We start from the raw sequence: 19,498 nt of genomic DNA on the forward strand, positions 1-19,498 counted from the left end.
AGATAACAGAGCTGGCTGTGCCCGCTGGGGGTGCAGAGGCGTCCATTACAGGAGTTGAGAACCCCGATGGCCTGGGATGCACTGAAACAAAGTTTACTCAAAGACTTAGCCAAAAGAATCGAGAAGCGCAGTGATGTTGCGCACCGTCAATCACTGCATAATTTGGCGGCGGTATTTTTAAGTCGCTTTGCAGCTGAAGATATGCGGGGGCGCTCGGTAGAGAATCTTTACGGTTGTCTTTACGGTTTGCTGCGCTTTATGCACAGCTGGGACAAACCAGAGCCTAAGGTGCGGATTTTTAATCCGGAATTGCAGGGCCATGGCTGGGAAAGCAAGTACACCGTGGTGGCGGTGCTGTGCCGAGATATGCCCTTCTGTACAGCCTCGGTGCGAGGTGAGTTGAACCGGCGCAATATCCGCATTCACACACTGGCCAGTTGTAATGTGGTCACCGAGCGCGACTCAGATAATGCTTTGCTCTCTGTAGTGGATGACCAAGAGAGGGAAGATGATTCCGTCTCTCAGGAAAGTTTACTGTATTTTGAAATAGGTCGGCACTCGAATCCCGAAGAGCTAGAACAGCTGCGCAGTACGCTGACGGCTATTTTGTCTGAGGTCGCCCTTGTCGTAGACGACTTTCAAGAGATGCGGCAGCGCCTCGATGAGACCTCCAGCTTGGTTGAGGCGAGCAAGTGTATTGATGCCTCAAATCGAGAGGAAGCTCTGGCCTTTTGCCAGTGGTTGCGTCAAGACCACATGACATTTCTTGGCTATGAATACTTGAGCGTGCAGCGCAGCGGCCCTGGCTTCGAAGTAAAAGTTCAAGATGAGCTCAGTCTGGGCTTGTTGCGTGAACGTACTACGCACGGAGTTAAGGACTTAATCTCCGATCTTAATACCATGTCACCCGAAGAGTTGCAGCGCCGTCAATTGAGCTTTTCAAAATCTAGCCTGCGCTCCCGCGTTCACCGCTTAGCCTATCCCGATTACGTCGAAATTAAAGCCTACAATGATCAGGGTGAAGTGATCGGACAGCACCGTTTTATCGGATTATTTACCTCGACTGTTTACACCATGAACCCTTCGCTGATTCCGATTTTGCGGCGCAAGGTGGAACAGGTCATGGAGCTGTCGGGCTTGGAGTACGACGAGCACGATGGCCGCGAGTTGATGCGTGTGCTGGAACTATTCCCGCGCGATGAATTATTTCAATCCAGCGTCCGCGAACTCTATGACACCGTGGTGGCGGTTAACCAAATTCAAGAGCGGCGCCAAACCCGATTGTTTGTCCGCAAAGATGTGCACGCTAAGTTTGTAAACTGCCTCGTTTACATGCCCCGGGACCGCTATAACACTGAGCAGCGAGTCAAGATGCAAAACATTTTGAGCAGCGCTTTTGGTGCCGAAGAATCTGAATTTACCACACACTTTACAGAGTCCATTTTAGTGCGTTGCCACTACGTGCTGCGCGTCGACCCCTCCAATCCGAGGGACTACGATGTCAACGAAATAGAGGAGCAGATAGTGCAGGCCACACTCGCTTGGGAAGACCGCTTAAGGATCCGTTTAGTAGAAGAGTTTGGTGAGGAGCAGGGCGAGCACCTAGCGCGCAATATCGGCTCTGGTTTCCCGCCAGGTTATCGGGATGATTTTGATCCACGTGTTGCCTTGATGGATATTCGTCAGATTCTCTCATTAAAGCCCGGCAACGAACTGGTCTTGCGACTGTACCGGCTGCTGGAAGAGGGCGATGAAAAGTTACGTCTGCGTATCTATCACAGCGGCGACTCTCTACCACTGTCGGATATCATGCCTATCCTAGAGAATCTGGGCCTGCGGGTGGTTTCGGAGCGCCCCTATGGTGTGCGGGCTGCCGATAGTAAGCGTTACTGGATTCAAGAGTTTAGTCTTATTTACTCTCTAGTAAAAAATATCGACCTTGAGCAAGTGCGAGATGATTTCGAGGAAGCCTTTACTCGTATTTGGTTTGGCGAAGCCGAAAACGATTCATTCAACCGCCTCTTGTTGGGTACTCAACTCACCTGGCGTGAGATTGCTCTGCTGCGCGCTTATGCGCGCTATTTGAGGCAGATACAGTTCTCTTACAGTGTTGAGTACATTGCTGAGACCATGGCTAACCACCTGTCTCTCACTGACCATGTGATGGAGCTTTTCCTGACCCGATTTTCGCCAGTGTTCGATGGTGACGAGGGCTGGCGGGCCCAGCGCGAAGAAATTGTTGAAAAACGTATTTTGGATGCTTTGGAGCAGGTAGAAAACCTCAGTGAAGACCGTGTTATTCGTCAGTTTATTGCGGTGATTAAGGCCACCTTGCGCACCAACTTTTTCCAAGAGGGTGAGTCGGGCAAACTCAAACCTTACTTCTCCTTCAAATTGAATCCGCAGGCTATTCCGGACATGCCGGCTCCGGTGCCCATGTATGAGATTTTCGTTTACTCGCCCAGAGTTGAAGGTGTGCATCTGCGCGGGGGTAAAGTCGCTCGCGGTGGTCTGCGCTGGTCAGACCGCCAGGAAGACTTCCGCACCGAAGTCTTGGGCTTAGTTAAAGCACAGCAAGTGAAGAACTCCGTGATTGTCCCTGTAGGTGCCAAGGGCGGCTTTGTCGCCAAGGCCTTGTCGGCAGATATGTCCCGCGATGAAATTCAGCAGGAGGGCATTGAATGCTACAAAATGTTTATTCGCGGCCTCTTAGACATCACTGACAACCGAGTTGAGTCGGGTATTCAACGTCCATCTCAGGTGGTGGCAAAAGATGATGAAGACCCCTATATGGTTGTAGCGGCCGACAAGGGAACGGCGACGTTCTCGGATATTGCCAATGGCATAGCAGCTGAATATGACTTCTGGCTCGGTGATGCTTTTGCCTCGGGTGGCAGTGTTGGCTACGACCACAAAAAAATGGGCATCACCGCCCGCGGTGCCTGGGTCTCTGTACAGCGTCATTTCCGTGAGATAGGGATCGACGTGCAAAATGAAGACTTTACAGTAGTGGGTATTGGCGATATGGGCGGCGACGTGTTTGGCAACGGCATGCTGCGTTCCAAGCATATCCGCTTACTAGCCGCCTTTAACCACATGCATATTTTTGTTGATCCAGACCCCGATGCAGCGACCAGCTATACAGAGCGTGAACGGCTGTTTAAATTGCCGCGCTCAAGTTGGGCCGATTACAACAGTGAGTTGATTTCAGCTGGTGGCGGCATCTTTAACCGCAGTGCTAAGTCGGTGGTTATCAGCCCTCAAATGAAGGCTTGTTTCGATATTGAAGAAGATCACCTAACGCCCAATGATTTGATTTCGCGAATATTGCAGGCTCGAGTAGATTTGCTGTGGAACGGGGGCATTGGCACCTATGTCAAATCCAGCCTTGAGTCACATATGGATGTGGGTGATAAAGCCAACGATGGCGTTCGTGTCAACGCTAATCGTTTGCGCTGCCGTATCATTGGTGAGGGCGGCAACCTCGGCATGACACAATTATCTCGTGTGGAATACTGTCTCGGCGGTGGTCGTTCAAATACCGATTTTATTGATAACGCCGGCGGGGTCGATTGTTCTGACCACGAAGTTAATATTAAAATTCTGTTGAACGCGATAGTAGCCCGCGGTGATCTGACAGAGAAGCATCGCAATGAGCTGCTAGAGCAGATGACCGATAGCGTCACTCAGTTGGTACTTAAAAATAATTACCGCCAAACACAGGCTATCAGCTTGGCCGAACACCAAGCGCTTGACCGCAGTGGTGAATACCAACGCTTTATTAGCGATCTCGAATCAGCAGGGCGATTGAGTCGAGAGCTAGAGTTTATCCCTAGCGACGAGGAGTTGGCTGAGCGTCGCGGTCATGGCAAGGGCTTAACGCGACCGGAGCTCGCCATACTGGTGTCCTACAGTAAATCGATGCTTAAAGAAGAGTTAATTGCATCTGACCTTGGCGTGGATCCGCACCTCTCACATTCAGTGGCATCGGCATTCCCCTCAGAGCTAGTAGAGCGCTATGGCGAAGAATTGTTAGAGCACCGCTTGCACCGTGAGATTCTTTGCACCCAGGTTGCCAATGATATTGTCAACCGCATGGGGCTGACTTTTGTAGAACGTCAGCGCAAAGCTACCGGCGCCTCGGTGGCGGATGTCGCTAGAGCGTATACGGCTATTATGGAAGTGTACGCCATCGCCAAACTCTGGGATGAGATAGAAGCGCTCGATAACCAAGTCGATGCTAAGGTGCAGCTGGACATGATGTTGCACCTGATACGGCTAGTGCGGCGCGCAGTACGCTGGTTGCTGCGTAACCGTCGTCACCAATTAGCGCCGAGTGCCAGCATTGCTGAGTTTGGCGAAGGTGTGGCTGTTCTGCGGCAGTCGATCCCAGATCTACTGCAGGGGCGCCTCTTGCAGCAATACCAGGTGCTTGAGAGTCATTATCGTGAGGCCGGTGTCAGTGAGGATTTGGCACGACAGGTGGCTAGCGCAGTACAGTCTTATACCGCACTAGGGATTATTCAGGCCTCTAGCGAAACAGCTGCGCCCTTGCGGCAGGTAGCCGAGCTCTACTTCTACTTAGGTGAAAAACTGGAGCTTGACTGGTTCAGCGGCCAGATACTCAGTAGCAAGATTAATAATGAGTGGCAGGCGATGGCCCGCGATACTTATCTTGAAGATCTTGAATGGCAGCAACGCACCCTGGCAGTAGGCGCTTTGAGGCACATGGATGATCAGGGTGATGTCGAAGCTTGTATTGGGCAGTGGGCTGAGCAGGAGGCGGTATTACTAAAACGCTGGCGTGAAATGCTGAATGAGCTTCACACCACGACTGCGCCGGACTTTGCCATGTTTGCCGTGGCCAACCGTGAGCTCTTAGATCTTGCTCAGAGCAGTGTTCGTGGCTGACCCGGCAGATAGTTAAGTGGGTTTTCTAATGTTGCCCTGTTGTCTCAGTAAGTCTTGAGATTACAGGGCGCGGAGTTTGTGCACGCCTGACACTCCGGTCAGGCCGTCCCATTGATCACTGCGGCCTTCACGCCAGCCAGATATCCAGTTATAACGCTGTTGCTCATTCGCGTGCGGACAAAAATCCTGACTGCGACCGGATACTCCGGCCTGATAGCCACGATCATAGGCCCTGCTGCTCATGTCGCGTTTCTGTCTTCTCATAAGAACTTGCCTCCATTGGCAATTGGACACAAAATCCGCCGAGTGAATCCCTGCACCTTGAGCGCAGAGTGCTCGACGGTTTGTGGGTCTGTTACCCGTATTGCGTCTTAAGTTATATAACAATACAGCGAAGCGGTGCCCAAAGGCACAGTTCCATCAAAGCAGAGGCTATCCATTAAGTCGACTAACCTTTTGGAATAAGCACGGGCCTTGATATAGCCTTCAATGTAGATATTAGGGCAATTGCACAATAACTTGTCTTGTGCGCGGCCCGTGGCGGTGTTCCCAGAGGTAGATTCCCTGCCAAGTGCCAAGCATCAACTGGCGATTTTGAAAGGGAATGCTGAGCTGAGTGGCGGTCAGAGCTGACTTAATATGAGCCGGCATATCATCACTGCCTTCTAGCGTGTGGGTATACAGTGGGTCCTGCTCTGGAACCAAGCGGTTGAGCCAATTTTCCAGGTCGCTGCGTGCGCTGTCATCATAATTTTCTTGGATTAACAGGCTAGCGGAGCTGTGTCTGATAAACAGCGTACACAAACCCTCATCCTCTGTTGATTGCTTAAGTAGTGCGGCAACTAATTCGGTGAAAGGCTGCAAGCCTTGCCCGCGCACGGAAATATTAAGTGTTTTAATCAAACTGCTTTACTCTGTGTGGCTTGTTGTATCGTAAAAGTGACAGGGCTGTTATGGTCCTAGGTGACCGTCATGATAAAGCTGGGCTAGTTTGCTGTATATGCTAACACCAAGCCCTTCAATATCAGCTAATCAGTGCTCAGTCGTAGAGCGACTTCGAGCTTTGAATTCATTGTATAAGTTTAAAACTGTTGAGGGCTAAGAGTATGAAGCAAAGCATTTCAGAGAATCTGCCAGACTGGATTAAAGATCACCTGACACGCTATATCGAGAGTGATGGTGAGGATGGCCATTACTGGGATGCGACCCTAGGCGGCGGCGAAGGCATGATTACCACCTTATTGCTCACAACTCTCGGTCGAAAATCAGCTGAACCTTTAACTATCCCCTTGATTTATGGCAAGGCAGGGGATGGGTACTGTGTCATTGCCTCGAAGGGTGGCGCTCCAGCGCATCCGGCATGGTTCCTCAACTTGGAAGCAAACCCAGAAGTACATGTTCAGGTAGCGGCTGATAAGTTCAAGGCCAAAGCACGTGTAGCAGTGGGACAAGAGCGCGAAGCCTTATGGCAGCAGATGGTCGATAGTTACGCGCCCTATGCTCAGTATCAAGCTGCCACCGAGCGCCGTATTCCTGTTGTGGTATTAGAGCCACTATAAGCACAAGTGATGCTGGCTGAGCTTTTCATTAACTGCGATTTTCTTGCCTCAGGTTTGCGGATTGCAGCGTAGTAGCACTGTTACTACCTGTTACGCTATTACAGGCTAGGCTAATTGCAGATAGAAACTTGCCATGGCAAGAGTCACTCAGCATAATGCGCAACTTCTTCAGCTCAGCCGCCCGTAGCTCAGCTGGATAGAGCAATCCCCTCCTAAGGGATAGGTCGCAGGTTCGACTCCTGCCGGGCGGGCCAAAACCCCAGTAAAATCAACTGCTTGTCTTGGCGACTCCTTGCTAACTTTTGTTGGTAGTGGCCAGTTAGTGGCCAGACAAAATGCAGGGCTTCAAGGCGCTGCATAGTTATCGGGTGGTAGGCATTTCTATCTACCCTAGAGATGGCGCAGATGTTGACACCCTAATCAGAAAGGTAGACGAGGCGATGTATGCTGCTAAAAATAGCGGTAAAAACGCTTATCACTCTGCCAGTAGTCATTGCTAGCTCTTACTTTATTAAAAGCTGTCTTTGTAACAGGTCGTCAGTCCTTGTTTAAATATTACTGCCTTGCTGTTCGCTGTTTGCGCCGGCTAAATCCTCATCACTCATAATGATGTCGTGATAGCTGCCACCAGCGGGAATCATCGGATACACGTTTTCTTCGGGGGCTACGATGACGTCGAGCAGGTAGGGTTCATCCGGGTCGGCGAGCATACGGGTAAAGGCGGCGTGTAAGTCTTCTTTGCGAGTTACCCGCGCTGAGCTGACTCGGTAACCTTCGGCTATTATTAAAAAATCAGGGTAGATATCTTCCTCTCCATCAGCTTTTACTGAGCAGAATGGGTCTGAAAGTGAGGAGCTGGCGCGGTTTTTTTGATAAATCATGTCTTGCCACTGCCGCACCATACCCAGCCATTGGTTATTAATAACGACTACCTTGACGCCCAGTTTAAAACGATGGCAGGTGGCTAATTCATGTACGGTCATATTCAGCGAGCCGTCGCCATCAATGTCAATAACGCAGCGCTCAGGAAAGGCAGCTTTGGCGCCGATGGCGGCGGGTAAGCCGTAACCCATAGTGCCAAAGCCTGAGCTGCTTAAAAAAGATCGGGGTCGGGTTGACTGATAGTGCTGCATGGCCCACATCTGGTGCTGACCAACACCTAGACTGACGATGGCATCGCCTTTAGTGATTTGTGACAACATAGCTATGGCAAATTGTGGGCTGATAAGATCGCTTTGCGGTACAGGATAAGGCCAGTCTTGTTTCCACTTTGTTACCTGCTGGCACCACTCGCGTTGCTGGCATGCTTCACTGCCAGCAACTAATTGCTGCAGAGCTAGGCGAACGTCAGCACAGATGGGCAGGGTGACGGCTTTGTTTTTATTGAGTTCTTTGCGATCTATATCAATATGGATGATGCGCCCGTCTTGTATAAACTCCTCTACATTCCCAGTTACTCGGTCGTCAAAGCGCACCCCTACGGCAATAACCAGGTCGGCTTTATTGATCGCGGTGTTGGCGTATTTAGAGCCGTGCATACCCAGCGTATGCAGTGCCAGTGGGTGATCTGGTGGAAAGCTGCCGTGGCCCATTAAAGTCGTCGTTACGGGTATTTGGCACAGTTGTGCCAGTTCTAATAATTCGGCCTCGGCCTTGGCGCTGGCAATACCGCCGCCGGCATAGAGTACGGGGCGCTGCGCCTCTTTTATCATGCGCAAGGCCTGTTCAAGTTGCGTTGGGCTAATACGGGCCCGAGCTGGCTCGGGTGGCTCTATTACGGCAGGAATGCGGGGAGGGGTGTAGTTGCCCTCCGAGTCCCGGGGGTAGTGTTGTTGTATATCTTTGGGTATGTCTATCAAAACCGGGCCAGGGCGATTGCCGCCGGCAATGGCAAAGCTTTCGCGTACAATTTCAGGAATATCGAATACTTTGCTGACGAGATAGTTTTTCTTGGTGATGGGTTCAGTAACGGCAACGATGTCGACTTCCTGAAATGCATTCTTGCCCAATAAGTGGCTGGGGACATTGCCGGTGATACAGACAATACCCACTGAGTCACTCATGGCATCGGCAATACCGGTAACCAAGTTGGTGGCGCCGGGTCCCGAGGTGGCTAGGCACACGCCAACTTTACCCGTGCTACGGGCAAAGCCCTGTGCCGCGTGAACAGCGCCTTGCTCGTGTTCTGTGCGAATACAGCGGATGCCAAATTCGGCTAGCACATCGAAAATTTCAAGATTGGCGCCGCCGGGGTAGCCAAAAATCAGATCAACGCCCTCGGCTTGTAATGCCTTGGCCAAGAGCTGTGCGCCACGTAGTGCAAGGTTGCGCTGTTTGGCACTAATGTCGCTGAGAGCGCTGCCGCTGACTGTGCCTTGATTGGCGTAGGTGACATCATCCACGGAGTGATTAGTCATAGAGAGTCCTGTTATGAGCAAATTGAGGGCAGCTTGGAGACCGCCTGAGCTTCATCTGTATGATGCGGGCTGCCTTAAATACCTCACTGTTGGCGCGAGAGCGCATGTGTTGCAGCAATTACCCACAGCTCAACAGCCATTCTGCCAGCAGCTACAGTTGTCTATTACTCTGCAAAAGCTTGCTAGTACTGTAGCGAATCACAGTGATTTTAGCAGTCTTCAGTAGCCTGCTCACTCAGTCAGACAAATAATATTCGACCGTTGAAACCACCCGAATCTTCTTAATGTGGGGGTTGTTTCTATCGCGAGGGCTGATACTAAATTGTCCCTGAGAGGCTTTCTTGATTTTACCCAGTTTGCTATCAGAGTCTTTAGCAAATTTTTGCGCCACTTCTCTGGCTTGCCGAGTGGCCTCTTCAATCATTTCAGGTTTGATTTTGTTCAAGCTGTTATAGATATATTCAGTTTGTGATTCGTAGTCGCCAGCGGTGAAGACGATACCTTGTTTTCCGAGATCAGAGAGTTTGCCCATTACAGCGCGCACAGTTTCTATCTTTGTTGAATAAACAGTGACCGTTTGCATCGCCGTATAGCGGAACTTGGCTTGGTCATTACTGCCCCATTGTTGAGCAGATCTATCGGTGATGGCTGGTGATGAGAAGCTTATTTCATCAGCTGAAATGCCATTTTTGATTAGAAAGTTTCTTATTTTTAAGGTGTTGTGATCGATTAAATTGTACAGCTCTTCAAGGTCGTTACTGGCCGCGCTAAATTGGATTGGCCATAGCACAATATCTGAGCCAAGTTCTCTTTCTGAGAGACCTTTGACGGTGACGCTTCTCTCAAACTGTTTGACCTGCACCGCGGCATTGCTCAGTTGATAACCCAGAGCAGCTAAGCCAATGGCAATAAAAAAACCTAATATTAACGCGCTACCGGTATTGATTTTCGACATCTTTAGTTCCTCTAGATACTGCGTTGCCAACTGTGTATGTTGATGGACCTAGTATGGAAAGTACTGCACTGGCTATGAAAATGTTGTAACAGCTTACTCCAAACAGCTGGAGTGCAGTGTTGTAAGCTGCACAGCACTGTCATTAGACCGCCAGCTAAGAATACATGTACTTCCACTATTATAAAAACTAAGCTGCTAACTGCCCTATATCAGCGTGATTTAGTCTCAATCTAAGTTTGAACAAGGAGCCACACCATGACCGATAAGCCAAAGTTGACCTCCGTCTCAGGCTGTCCCATCGCCAACAACCAAGATAGTGTCACAGCCGGTCCTCGCGGGCCGATGCTGTTACAGGATGTTTGGTTCTTGGAGAAGCTGGCGCATTTTGATCGTGAAGTGATTCCAGAGCGCCGTATGCATGCAAAGGGCTCCGGAGCTTTTGGCAGTTTTACTGTTACCCACGACATTAGTAAGTACACAAAAGCAGCTTTGTTTAGCGAGGTGGGCAAGCAGAGCGATATGTTTGTGCGTTTTTCAACGGTTGCTGGAGAACGTGGTGCAGCTGATGCTGAGCGCGATATTCGCGGCTTTGCCATGCGCTTCTACACCGAGCAGGGCAACTGGGATCTAGTGGGTAATAATACGCCGGTATTTTTCTTTCGGGACCCGCTCAAGTTTCCAGACTTGAATCACGCGGTTAAGCGCGATCCCCGGACAAACTTGCGCAGCGCAACAAATAATTGGGATTTTTGGACTGGTCTACCCGAGGCATTACACCAGGTCACAATTCTGATGAGTGATCGAGGCATTCCAGCTTCCTACCGCCATATGCATGGCTTTGGCTCTCATACCTTTAGCTTTATTAACGCGGATAATGAGCGCTACTGGGTTAAATTTCATTTTAAAACCCAGCAGGGCATTAAAAACTTGAGTGATCAAGAAGCCGCTGAGCTGGTCGGCAGAGACCGCGAAAGCTCACAGCGGGACTTATACGAAGCCATTGAGAATAAGGACTTCCCGCGCTGGACCATGTATGTGCAAATTATGCCGGAAGCCGAGGCCGCGACCGTGCCCTACCACCCATTTGATTTAACCAAAGTGTGGCCAAAAGCCGATTACCCCTTAATGGAAGTGGGTTACTTTGAGCTGAATAAAAACCCAGAAAACTATTTTGCGGATGTGGAACAAGCAGCGTTCAACCCAGCACATATTGTTCCAGGCATTGGCTTTTCACCTGATCGTATGCTGCAGGGCCGCTTGTTCTCTTATGGTGATGCGCAGCGCTATCGTTTGGGCGTGAACCATTCTCAGATTCCCGTGAATACGCCGCGCTGCCCATACCACAGCTACCACCGTGATGGCGCTATGCGGGTAGATGGTAACCAAGGCAGTCGCTTGCACTATGAGCCCAATAGCCAGGGTGAGTGGCAGGAGCAGCCAGATTTTTCCGAGCCGCCTTTGGCTTTAGAGGGCGCGGCTGATCGCTTTGATTACTGGGCAAGCGAGCCGGATTACTTCAGTCAGGCTGGCAATTTATTTCGTTTGATGAGTGCCGAACAACAGCAAGTGCTGTTTGAGAATACCGCAAGGAATATGAATTCTGTGCCAGATGAGATAAAGCTTAAGCACATCCATCATTGCATGCAGGCTGATCCGGCCTATGGTGAGGGTCTTGCTAAAGCCTTAGGGCTTGAAGTAGCTGTCTGATAGACAGTTCTCTAGTTGCGGCTGGGAACTTGACTGATTTTTAGGCACAAAAAAAGGCAAGCTATGACAGCTTGCCTTGATCAGGGAATACTTTAGCTATTAGATAGCTAGAATATTCTCAGCTTGAGGGCCTTTTTGGCCTTGAGTTACAGTGAACTCGACCTGTTGACCTTCAGTCAGTGTTTTGAAGCCAGAGCCGGTGATGGCGCTGAAGTGTGCGAAAACGTCTGGGCCAGATTTTTGCTCAATAAAGCCAAAACCTTTTGACTCGTTAAACCATTTTACGGTGCCAGTAGTTGTATTAGACATAACAGATTATCCTGTAGATAAATATAAAGTTGCCTTCATGAGGCATGAATAGCGGGAAAAATAGACTAAGATTTAAAACTACAAGGACGAAGAACTACAAGAGGCGACGCGATGGAGAATATAAAAACAGGTTTACTTTCTAGCTGCGAACAAAGATATAGGTAGTTAGGACTTAAGTCAAAGGCTTTCTTGTAAATAATAACATTAAGCAGTGAGCCCTTTTTTATTATTAAGCTATGCAGTCCGCTTTGTAGGCATTGAGAGCAGTTGCTTAGCCTCAAAAGATCGCCTGTTATACCCCACAGAAGACCTCGCTCTCTGCAGAAGAGCTATTTTCATCGTACTCTAAGGATATGTCGCCCTGTTGATTGTGGTCGATTATGGTATCCTCCTGCCCCAAAGTTTTCAGAAGGTGGCTTTAAGGCCCTGATAAAACTGAATAAAACTGTTATTAAATGTTTTTTGGCCGGCTAGTTTTTGCTTGTGTCGCTTGCTTTTTTATTCGATAGCGAAACGTTTAATTATTGTGACATCTAAGGATCTTGCTATCTGTTTGTCCATTTCCGGGTCCCTAGTTCGCCTGATTTTAGGCTGAATCTTCCTTCTGTTGCTGCTTTATGTGGCGCTTTGCTGCGCTGATTAGACGAGTGTTGGTCCATCACTGCCGGCCGATAGCAGTGTTTTTGCTTGCTGGCGGCGGCTAGTTATACCCAATGGAGGTTGAGGTTTGAACGAGAACGGATTTACTCAGTTTTCAACAGTCACCGTGCTGTTGCTACTGCTGGCCTTCTATGGCGGCACCTATTTGTTGACCTTGTTGATCCGTAAAGACAAAGAGGACACGGCCGGCTTTATGGTTGCTGGGCATCAAGTGGGCTTTGGTATGGGGGCGGCCAGCATGACGGCGACCTGGATTTGGGCGGCGTCTTTTTATGCCGCGGCGACATCCGGCTACACCTATGGCGTATCGGGGCCGATTCACTACGGCCTTTGGGGCGCTTTGATGATTCTGTTTATCTATCCTTTTGGCCGCCGCTTCCGTCAATTGGCACCTAATGGCCATACCTTGGGTGAGCTGATTCATGCGCGACACGGACCCTCGAGCCAATTGATCCTAGCGGGCTCTAATGTCTTAGGCAGCATCATCAGTTTGATGGTGAATTTTACCGCAGCCGGTGCCTTAGTGTCGGTCTTGTCGCCGCTGTCCTTTCAGGCCGGTGTGCTAATTGCAGGTGTGGGCGTTTTGTCCTACACCTTGACCTCGGGCTTCAGAGCCTCGGTTTTTACTGACTTTGCCCAATTGATTGCTTTGATGGCCATTGCAATCGTTATTATCCCTGCAGTGTTATTTTCAGCTGGGGGGCCGAGCATGATGGTAGAGGGGCTAAGTCGCATGACGGATGAGCAGGCCAGCATGCTTTCAGTCGACGCCATCATGAATCAGGGAGCACCATTTTTTGTTGCCGTGCTAGCTTACGCAATCGGCAACCAAACAATTTCTCAGCGCCTGTTTGCGGTGCGTAAGAAAAACATCAAATCGACCTTCCTGACTGCAACACTTGGTTATGGTGCTATCGTGATCGGTTTGGGGATGATTGGTCTGATGGCTTTATCGGTGGGTATTGAGCCTATTGATGGCAATATGAACAACTTAATCCCGCAGATGGTTTCCACCTATCTACCGCCTGTATTCGTGGCGCTGTTCTTTATATTAGTTATTGGCTCGCTGTCTTCTACAGCGGATTCCGATCTCTCAGCCCTGTCTGCGATTATGATGGCTGATGTGTATGGCAAGAATATCGCTAAAGATGATCCTAATCCTAAAGTAATGCTGCTGATAGGGCGGGTGACAATGATTGTGGCAACAGTCGCCGGCCTAATCTTTGCCAGTTTCTCGCTCGATATTCTGGTCATGTTGGTATTTGTGGGCGCGCTATGGGGCTCAATTGTTTTCCCAGTGATCATTAGTTGCTTCTGGAGCAGGGTGTCAAACGCTGCCTTTACCTGGTCGGTTCTGGTTGCCATGCTGATGTTCTGTATTGCGCGATTCGAGCTGCTAGAAATGAGCGGTCTGACGGTGCAGCTCTTTGAATTCCTCGCCTCTGTTGGGGCTTCAGTAGTGATTGGCCTGATGATCTTTGGTTTCTTTGGTCGTGCTGCAGGCTTGTTAGCGGGTGCTTTGACACTTGTTGCGATGCTGGTATTTGCTACAGGTTTCTTGCGCGATTATATGGTGCTGGTTGCTTCGTTGACGGCATATGGTACTAGCGCGATTGTTTGTACTGCGATGACGCTACTCAGCAATGAGCGCTTTGACTTTGATTTAATTAAAAAACGTGTCGGAAATTACGACGACATTGCAGAAGAAAACTCTGCCCTAATACCGGAGGGAGTATAATGAGTAACGAGTTGGTATATGCCACTTATATTCTTGTTTGGCCTGCCTTGTCCCTAATTGTTCTATCAGTGATTTGTGGCGCGGTGATTAGGGACCTTCGCAAGGCTCGAAAATCAGATGATGATTTAATTTAGGGCGCGCTGTTGCGCTCGATACTGTGTGAGCTCTTGCTCAAATAGTAAGGACGGCCAATTTTAGCGCTCGAAAGTGGGCGTTGGAGATGGGCCTTAAGAAAATACTCTTCACAAAAAAAAGGCGGCAGGAGCGCGCTAGATGATGCGCCCCTGCCGCCAATCCCTATTGGATCGAAAGTGCTTGCGCTAAATTACTTGCTGGGTGCTTTGGCGAAGCGCAGATAGGGCAGTTTAATATCTAGTTCGCCAAACTTCTCCTTGGCCTGTGCATCGTCGAGGCTTAGTGCAACTATCACATCTTCACCAGGAACCCAGTCAGCTGGGGTGGCGATCGCGACACCATCAGTGGTTTGGATAGCATCTAAAGCCCGCAAAATTTCTGCGAAGTTACGACCTACCGACATGGGGTAAGTCATGGTCAGGCGAATTTTTTTGTCAGGGCCAATGATAAATACGGTTCGTACAGTCGCGCTGTCTGCAGGTGTTCTGCCGTCGGGTAGGTAAGCCTCTGCAGGTAGCATGTTGTAGAGCTTAGAGACCTTCAGTGAGGTATCGTCAATGATCGGGAAGTCGGCTTGAGTGCCAGCAAAGGCTTCAATGTCGCGCACCCATTTTTTGTGATCATCGACACTGTCTACCGATACACCCATGACCTTGGTGTTGCGCTTATTAAACTCAGGGACAAGTTTGGCGACTGCAGCGAACTCAGTGGTGCAGACCGGGGTAAAGTCCTTGGGGTGTGAAAACAGAATAGCGTAGCTATCGCCAATCCAATCGTGCAGTGACAGCTCGCCGGCGGTGGAATCCGCTGTAAAATCTGGTGCAATATCATTAATTCTAATAGCCATTGATAAAGTCCTCTTTAGTCATAAGCCAATAGCTGAAACGCTAGCATTGCGCTGCGTAAGCAGGTTGGGGTGTTGATGGGGTTTTTATAGACCGACTGCATATTAGGCAGTGCTCGCCTTCTTTGCAGCATATGGTGCCATGATTACATCTACTAATGACAGTTTCGGCGCCAATAAGTTCCCTATAAGTACATCGAAAGCTCTATGAGAGGGGTTTATTGTCAGCTGATCAGCTAATTTTGCTCCACTGTGCGACTAGGCTTAGGCTTTTTGCTTGCGCTCCCTTGCAATCACTGCGGTGGCGTATCAATCTATCGGCCATTATTGTCGGTGCGGGTCGCCGGCATATCTTTGCTTTATTTTTTTGAGGTGGAACCCCTTTGCGCTACATGCTTAGTGTCATTTACCTTAGCTTGGTCACAGTATTAAGCACTGTTGCTTTATCGTCTCATGCGGCCACAAGCCTTGAGCATTATCGCAGCCAATACAGCGAAGCTTTAGAGGCACTTAAGCGGGGGCGAAATACAGATTATCAGCGACTGCGCTCTAGCTTAGATGATTACCCTTTAGCTATTTATCTTGATTATCAGGACCTGCGTCGTAACTTAGCATCGCTGCAGCTATCACAAGCACAAGATTTTCTGCGGGCCAGTGAGGGTTCCCCGCTTTATTTGCGCTTCTTATCGGCTTATCTCGACCAGCTTGGCAAACAGCGACAGTGGCAGAGCTTTTTAAGCGTCATGCCGCAAGAGCCCAATAGCATCGAACTGAAGTGTTATTACTTTCGTGCTCGTTTGGCTAGTGGTGCCAAGGATGTCGCCTGGGAAGGGGCTGAGAGTCTTTGGGTTTATGGCCGTTCACGGCCTAAAGTCTGTGATCCGCTGTTCGATGCCTGGATAAAAGATGGGGGCCTTGATGATCGCATCGTTTGGACTCGTATGCTCAATGCCTTTGATGCACGACAGTCTTCATTAATGCGCTATGTGGGACGTAAGAGTAGCGAGGCCTTGAGGCCCTGGTCGGACAAGTTGCAGCAGGTCTACGCCCACCCAGAGCGTATGCGGCAGCTGTCTTTGTCCGCTAAAAGTGCTTATGCCAGTGATATTGTTAGCCATGGCTTGGCCTATTTAGCGCGTTATAATCAGGCTATGGCAATTCGATATTGGCAGCAGTATCAGTCTGAGTTGAGTTTTAGCTTGCCGCAACAGCGCAAGATTGAAGCTGCTATTGTGCGCCACAGCCTTTTTGCTAAAACAGTCGATAATCTGGACTGGGTAGATCAAGCCCTAGCTCGCCTTAAGCAGGATGATTTAGTCGAGATCCGTTTGCGCTTAGCTCTGAGCAAGCAGGACTGGGCAGTCGTTGCTCAAATGCTGCCTCTGCTCTCAGAACAAGCTCGTGATGCCAGTGTGTGGCGCTATTGGCAGGCCTATGTCTGGGAACAGCAGGGCGAGAAGGCCCTTGCACATCAAGCCTATTCTGCGCTGGCAAAGGAGCGAGATTATTACGGCTTCTTGGCGGCCGACCGGCTGGGCCTAGCTTACAGTTTCAATAACAGCAGTGTTGCCCTGTCAGACTTTGAGCGTGACAAATTATTGAGCTCGGCTGCTGTACAGCGCATTGTTGAGTTGCGCTTCCACGAGCAAATCAGCAACGCTCACTCTGAGTGGTATCAGCTGACCCTCGCTACAGAAAACGACTATCTGCTGTCTTTAGCGGTACTGGCACAGAGCCAAGGTTGGCATCGCATGGCCATTGATGCCGCCAATCGAGCCAAAGCTTGGGATGCATTAGCGCTGCGTTTTCCCATGCCCTATGAAGAGACTTTTATGCGCTATGCTACGCAGCGCAAGGTGGCTGGCAGCGAACTGCTCGCGATTGCGCGACGAGAAAGCGCCTTTTATCCTCAGGCCCGCTCACCGGTAGGCGCTCGCGGCCTGATGCAGATTATGCCGGCCACGGGTCGCGAGGTTGCTAAGTCACTAGGTGTGGCGCATCGCGATACTGCGCTCTATGAAGTGGAGCATAACGTCCTACTAGGCAGTGAATACTATCGTCGCTTATTAGAGCGCTTTAATGGCAATCGAATTTTTGCTTTAGCGGCTTATAACGCTGGTCCAAGTAGGGTGGATTTATGGCGGCGCAGTAGGGCGAAGATTGCTGTGCCAGCAGAGGTCTGGGTTGAGACCATTCCCTATCGTGAGACACGCAACTACGTACAGGCGGTATTGGCTTATAATGCGGTGTTTCGCCACCAGCGAGGGGAGCAGCCCGGGCCTTTGCTCAATGCCAGTGAGCGCGGCTTAAGCTACTGATGATGCCGCAGTCTGTAGCGCTAAAAAAGGCCAAGGATTCAGCTTGCGCAGCTCCAGCACCGCCCGCTCAGCCCTGCGCCTTGCCTTATAGTATCGTGATTCCAGTGCTCAATGAGGCGGAGGCTCTGTCTCAGTTGTTAGCCAGCTTGCGTCAGCAATGTCCTTCGGCGGAGATATTGGTAGTCGATGGTGGCAGTGCTGACGACTCAGTCAGAGTGGCGCTTCGCGGCGCCGATCAGGTCTTGCTCAGTAAGCCTGGCCGGGCACGGCAGATGAATCTGGGTGCCCGGGCGGCTAAAGGCGGCTATCTCTTGTTTCTACATGCCGATAGCCAGTTGCTATTTGATGAGACCCTAGTGCTTAAATGGATAAAGCAGCAGCCTCTGTGGGGCTTTTGTCGAGTGCGTTTGAGCGGTGATCACTTGGCATTTCGTGTCATTGAGCGGGCCATGAACATTCGCTCCACCTGTACTCAGGTGGCCACGGGTGATCAGTTACTAGCGGTAGAGCGCGAGCGTTTTTTGACTGAGGGTGGCTTTGCAGATTTGCCCTTAATGGAAGATGTAGAGTTTTGTAAGCGTTGGCGAAAAATAAGTATTGCCAACTGCCTGCCCGCAACGGTGAAAACCTCCTCCCGGCGCTGGGAAGAGCGAGGCATCGCTCGCACGGTATTACAGATGTGGGGGCTGCGCTTAGCCTATGTCTGCGGCGTGTCACCGCAGCGTCTGTGGCAGTTTTATTATGGTCGATAGGATCGTCAGTGACTGCCAATAGTGCCCTAAAAGAAGTGTTGATACTGCAGTTTGCTCGCAGTCCACAGCCTGGCCAGGTAAAAACTCGTATGCAGCCCTATTTAAGTCCCCAGCAAGCCTGTGACTTACATGAGGCACTACTTGAATGGACCTGCCGGCGCGTCGTCGGAGCAGGTCTGGCAGAGCTGGAGCTATGGGTTAGCGGCAAGCTTGATGCGCCAGTGTTTGAGCGCTGCCTGGCTCTTGGCGCTAGCGCTCTGCGCACACAGCAAGGCAGTGATCTAGGGCAGCGGATGCAGCATGCGCTTGCTGATGCTCTAGGGCGTGCGCAAAAAGTGATTCTTATTGGCAGTGATTGCCCCGCCATTGACCGAGCGTATCTTGAGCAAGCAATTGAGCTACTCAATAGTAAGGATTGCGTGCTGGGGCCAGCATATGATGGTGGCTATGTCTTGATTGGCCTGACAGGCTTTGTGCCAAATTGTTTTACTGCGGTGCAGTGGGGCAGTGAGCAAGTGTATCGACAGACAGTCGCGCATTTGCAGGCGGGAGCGGTTAATTGGGGAGCCCTTGGCAGCTTAGCTGATATCGATCGACCAGAAGATTTGCCTTTGTGGCAAGCACTTCACTCCACCGCAGGCGGCTGAACTAAAGACCGCAATCTTATGAGCCTAAGTCATTAACGGCTGACACTGGCCTTAACTGGCTTATCGACAAACTCTGTATCAGCAATATAACTGCCACTGGCGCGCTGGTAGAGCAAGCAGGCAATAGCAGTGCAGTAGCTTAGATTAGTCGCTAACTCGCGATCGGGATCGCTCAAAAAAGCGCGCTGGCTGGCCAAGCCACGAACACGACTGGCCATGTCTGGCTGGAAGGCTAAAAAGCGATCCCAGATATCTCGATGCTGGGCCGGTGTAATATGGAATAAGCCTAAGCCGTCTTTTTTAACTGAGAACAGACCGAGTTCGGGGGCAGCGATAGCTGCATTGAATAAGAAAGATTCAGTGCTGGGGCTCCAGGCTCCCAAGTACTCAAGGGTAGGTCGGATGACCTGCTCCCTTAGTAGTTCTGCGGTAACGAACATAGCCTACTTCCTCGCAGGGATGACAAATCCGCCAGATACTGCAGTGTTAACTCTTATTAGTCGGCCAGTTGGCTAAATAATAGCGCTTGTGCAGATTAAAAAAACC

Annotated in this window: 16 protein-coding genes and 1 tRNA gene; 10 read left to right on the forward strand and 7 right to left on the reverse strand. The window is 50.3% G+C overall.

What is annotated here, in order from left to right; genetic code table 11:
* The first annotated feature begins 66 nt into the window (after window positions 1-66).
* Window positions 67-4,911, forward strand: a complete 4,845-nt coding sequence (locus tag H2508_RS02545; RefSeq protein WP_182168822.1) for an NAD-glutamate dehydrogenase — start codon at window positions 67-69, stop codon at window positions 4,909-4,911.
* 60 nt (window positions 4,912-4,971) lie between these two features.
* Here H2508_RS02545 and rmf read toward each other — a convergent pair whose 3' ends face one another.
* On the reverse strand, window positions 4,972-5,175 hold the full coding sequence (gene rmf / locus H2508_RS02550; RefSeq protein ID WP_182168823.1) for a ribosome modulation factor: 204 nt from the start codon (window positions 5,173-5,175) through the stop codon (window positions 4,972-4,974).
* A gap of 234 nt (window positions 5,176-5,409) precedes the next feature.
* Complete coding sequence (locus H2508_RS02555) at window positions 5,410-5,814, reverse strand: secondary thiamine-phosphate synthase enzyme YjbQ (RefSeq protein ID WP_182168824.1); 405 nt, start codon at window positions 5,812-5,814, stop codon at window positions 5,410-5,412.
* Between the two features lie 203 nt (window positions 5,815-6,017).
* Between H2508_RS02555 and H2508_RS02560 the strand changes: the two genes are divergently transcribed.
* From H2508_RS02560 to H2508_RS15285, 3 genes are all read left to right on the forward strand, one after another.
* Window positions 6,018-6,470 carry a nitroreductase family deazaflavin-dependent oxidoreductase gene (locus tag H2508_RS02560; protein WP_182168825.1) on the forward strand — a complete coding sequence of 151 codons (453 nt, stop codon included), beginning with the start codon at window positions 6,018-6,020 and terminating at the stop codon, window positions 6,468-6,470.
* A 177-nt stretch (window positions 6,471-6,647) separates the two neighbouring features.
* Window positions 6,648-6,724: transfer RNA gene (locus H2508_RS02565), tRNA-Arg, on the forward strand.
* Between the two features lie 81 nt (window positions 6,725-6,805).
* Complete coding sequence (locus H2508_RS15285; protein WP_182168826.1) at window positions 6,806-6,970, forward strand: diguanylate cyclase domain-containing protein; 165 nt, start codon at window positions 6,806-6,808, stop codon at window positions 6,968-6,970.
* 48 nt (window positions 6,971-7,018) lie between these two features.
* Here the strand turns inward: H2508_RS15285 and ilvB are convergent, their stop codons facing one another.
* Window positions 7,019-8,887 carry a biosynthetic-type acetolactate synthase large subunit gene (gene ilvB, locus H2508_RS02575; protein ID WP_182168827.1) on the reverse strand — a complete coding sequence of 623 codons (1,869 nt, stop codon included), beginning with the start codon at window positions 8,885-8,887 and terminating at the stop codon, window positions 7,019-7,021.
* A gap of 235 nt (window positions 8,888-9,122) precedes the next feature.
* Window positions 9,123-9,842, reverse strand: a complete 720-nt coding sequence (locus H2508_RS02580; RefSeq protein ID WP_182168828.1) for an SIMPL domain-containing protein — start codon at window positions 9,840-9,842, stop codon at window positions 9,123-9,125.
* Window positions 9,843-10,097: 255 nt separating this feature from the next.
* Here H2508_RS02580 and H2508_RS02585 point away from each other — a divergent pair, with 255 nt between their 5' ends.
* The gene (locus H2508_RS02585; protein WP_182168829.1) at window positions 10,098-11,549 is read left to right on the forward strand and encodes a catalase; all 1,452 of its coding nucleotides are present in this window, start codon (window positions 10,098-10,100) and stop codon (window positions 11,547-11,549) included.
* A gap of 99 nt (window positions 11,550-11,648) precedes the next feature.
* Here the strand turns inward: H2508_RS02585 and H2508_RS02590 are convergent, their stop codons facing one another.
* A complete protein-coding gene (locus tag H2508_RS02590) occupies window positions 11,649-11,858 on the reverse strand; it encodes a cold-shock protein (protein WP_182168830.1) in 210 nt (69 codons plus the stop codon).
* A gap of 727 nt (window positions 11,859-12,585) precedes the next feature.
* Between H2508_RS02590 and H2508_RS02595 the strand changes: the two genes are divergently transcribed.
* On the forward strand, window positions 12,586-14,256 hold the full coding sequence (locus H2508_RS02595; protein WP_182168831.1) for a sodium:solute symporter family protein: 1,671 nt from the start codon (window positions 12,586-12,588) through the stop codon (window positions 14,254-14,256).
* Window positions 14,256-14,390: a putative transporter small subunit gene (locus tag H2508_RS15290; RefSeq protein ID WP_220463558.1), complete on the forward strand. Its 135-nt coding sequence runs from the start codon at window positions 14,256-14,258 to the stop codon at window positions 14,388-14,390. Before H2508_RS02595 ends, H2508_RS15290 begins: the two co-directional genes overlap by 1 nt.
* A 191-nt stretch (window positions 14,391-14,581) precedes the next feature.
* On the opposite strand, the gene H2508_RS02600 is transcribed toward H2508_RS15290, so the two are convergent.
* Window positions 14,582-15,238, reverse strand: coding sequence for a peroxiredoxin (locus tag H2508_RS02600; RefSeq protein WP_182168832.1), 657 nt, complete (start codon window positions 15,236-15,238; stop codon window positions 14,582-14,584).
* Between the two features lie 389 nt (window positions 15,239-15,627).
* Between H2508_RS02600 and H2508_RS02605 the strand changes: the two genes are divergently transcribed.
* Genes H2508_RS02605 through H2508_RS02615 form a run of 3 tightly spaced genes read left to right on the forward strand, consistent with a single transcriptional unit; the run spans window position 15,628 to window position 18,952 of the window.
* Window positions 15,628-17,553, forward strand: coding sequence for a transglycosylase SLT domain-containing protein (locus H2508_RS02605; RefSeq protein ID WP_235965019.1), 1,926 nt, complete (start codon window positions 15,628-15,630; stop codon window positions 17,551-17,553).
* The gene (locus tag H2508_RS02610; RefSeq protein WP_220463559.1) at window positions 17,553-18,305 is read left to right on the forward strand and encodes a TIGR04283 family arsenosugar biosynthesis glycosyltransferase; all 753 of its coding nucleotides are present in this window, start codon (window positions 17,553-17,555) and stop codon (window positions 18,303-18,305) included. The genes H2508_RS02605 and H2508_RS02610 overlap by 1 nt, the downstream gene beginning before the upstream one ends.
* A gap of 8 nt (window positions 18,306-18,313) precedes the next feature.
* A complete protein-coding gene (locus tag H2508_RS02615; protein WP_182168834.1) occupies window positions 18,314-18,952 on the forward strand; it encodes a TIGR04282 family arsenosugar biosynthesis glycosyltransferase in 639 nt (212 codons plus the stop codon).
* Window positions 18,953-18,984: 32 nt separating this feature from the next.
* Here the strand turns inward: H2508_RS02615 and H2508_RS02620 are convergent, their stop codons facing one another.
* Entirely contained in the window at window positions 18,985-19,392 is a 408-nt protein-coding gene (locus tag H2508_RS02620) for a hypothetical protein (RefSeq protein ID WP_182168835.1), read from the reverse strand.
* Window positions 19,393-19,498: the final 106 nt, after the last annotated feature.

Origin of the sequence: Sediminihaliea albiluteola, from assembly GCF_014077625.1 — a bacterium.
Taxonomy (GTDB): domain Bacteria; phylum Pseudomonadota; class Gammaproteobacteria; order Pseudomonadales; family Halieaceae; genus Sediminihaliea; species Sediminihaliea albiluteola.

What these genes read in the sequence shown, in the direction of transcription:
- ilvB (WP_182168827.1), bottom strand. Translation starts at nt 8,887, where the DNA reads ATGACTAATCACTCCGTGGATGATGTCACCTACGCCAATCAAGGCACA.
- H2508_RS02560 (WP_182168825.1), top strand. Translation starts at nt 6,018, where the DNA reads ATGAAGCAAAGCATTTCAGAGAATCTGCCAGACTGGATTAAAGATCAC.
- H2508_RS02590 (WP_182168830.1), bottom strand. Translation starts at nt 11,858, where the DNA reads ATGTCTAATACAACTACTGGCACCGTAAAATGGTTTAACGAGTCAAAA.
- H2508_RS02605 (WP_235965019.1), top strand. Translation starts at nt 15,628, where the DNA reads ATGCTTAGTGTCATTTACCTTAGCTTGGTCACAGTATTAAGCACTGTT.
- H2508_RS15290 (WP_220463558.1), top strand. Translation starts at nt 14,256, where the DNA reads ATGAGTAACGAGTTGGTATATGCCACTTATATTCTTGTTTGGCCTGCC.
- H2508_RS02620 (WP_182168835.1), bottom strand. Translation starts at nt 19,392, where the DNA reads ATGTTCGTTACCGCAGAACTACTAAGGGAGCAGGTCATCCGACCTACC.
- H2508_RS15285 (WP_182168826.1), top strand. Translation starts at nt 6,806, where the DNA reads ATGCAGGGCTTCAAGGCGCTGCATAGTTATCGGGTGGTAGGCATTTCT.
- H2508_RS02545 (WP_182168822.1), top strand. Translation starts at nt 67, where the DNA reads ATGGCCTGGGATGCACTGAAACAAAGTTTACTCAAAGACTTAGCCAAA.
- H2508_RS02610 (WP_220463559.1), top strand. Translation starts at nt 17,553, where the DNA reads ATGATGCCGCAGTCTGTAGCGCTAAAAAAGGCCAAGGATTCAGCTTGC.
- H2508_RS02600 (WP_182168832.1), bottom strand. Translation starts at nt 15,238, where the DNA reads ATGGCTATTAGAATTAATGATATTGCACCAGATTTTACAGCGGATTCC.
- H2508_RS02580 (WP_182168828.1), bottom strand. Translation starts at nt 9,842, where the DNA reads ATGTCGAAAATCAATACCGGTAGCGCGTTAATATTAGGTTTTTTTATT.
- rmf (WP_182168823.1), bottom strand. Translation starts at nt 5,175, where the DNA reads ATGAGAAGACAGAAACGCGACATGAGCAGCAGGGCCTATGATCGTGGC.
- H2508_RS02585 (WP_182168829.1), top strand. Translation starts at nt 10,098, where the DNA reads ATGACCGATAAGCCAAAGTTGACCTCCGTCTCAGGCTGTCCCATCGCC.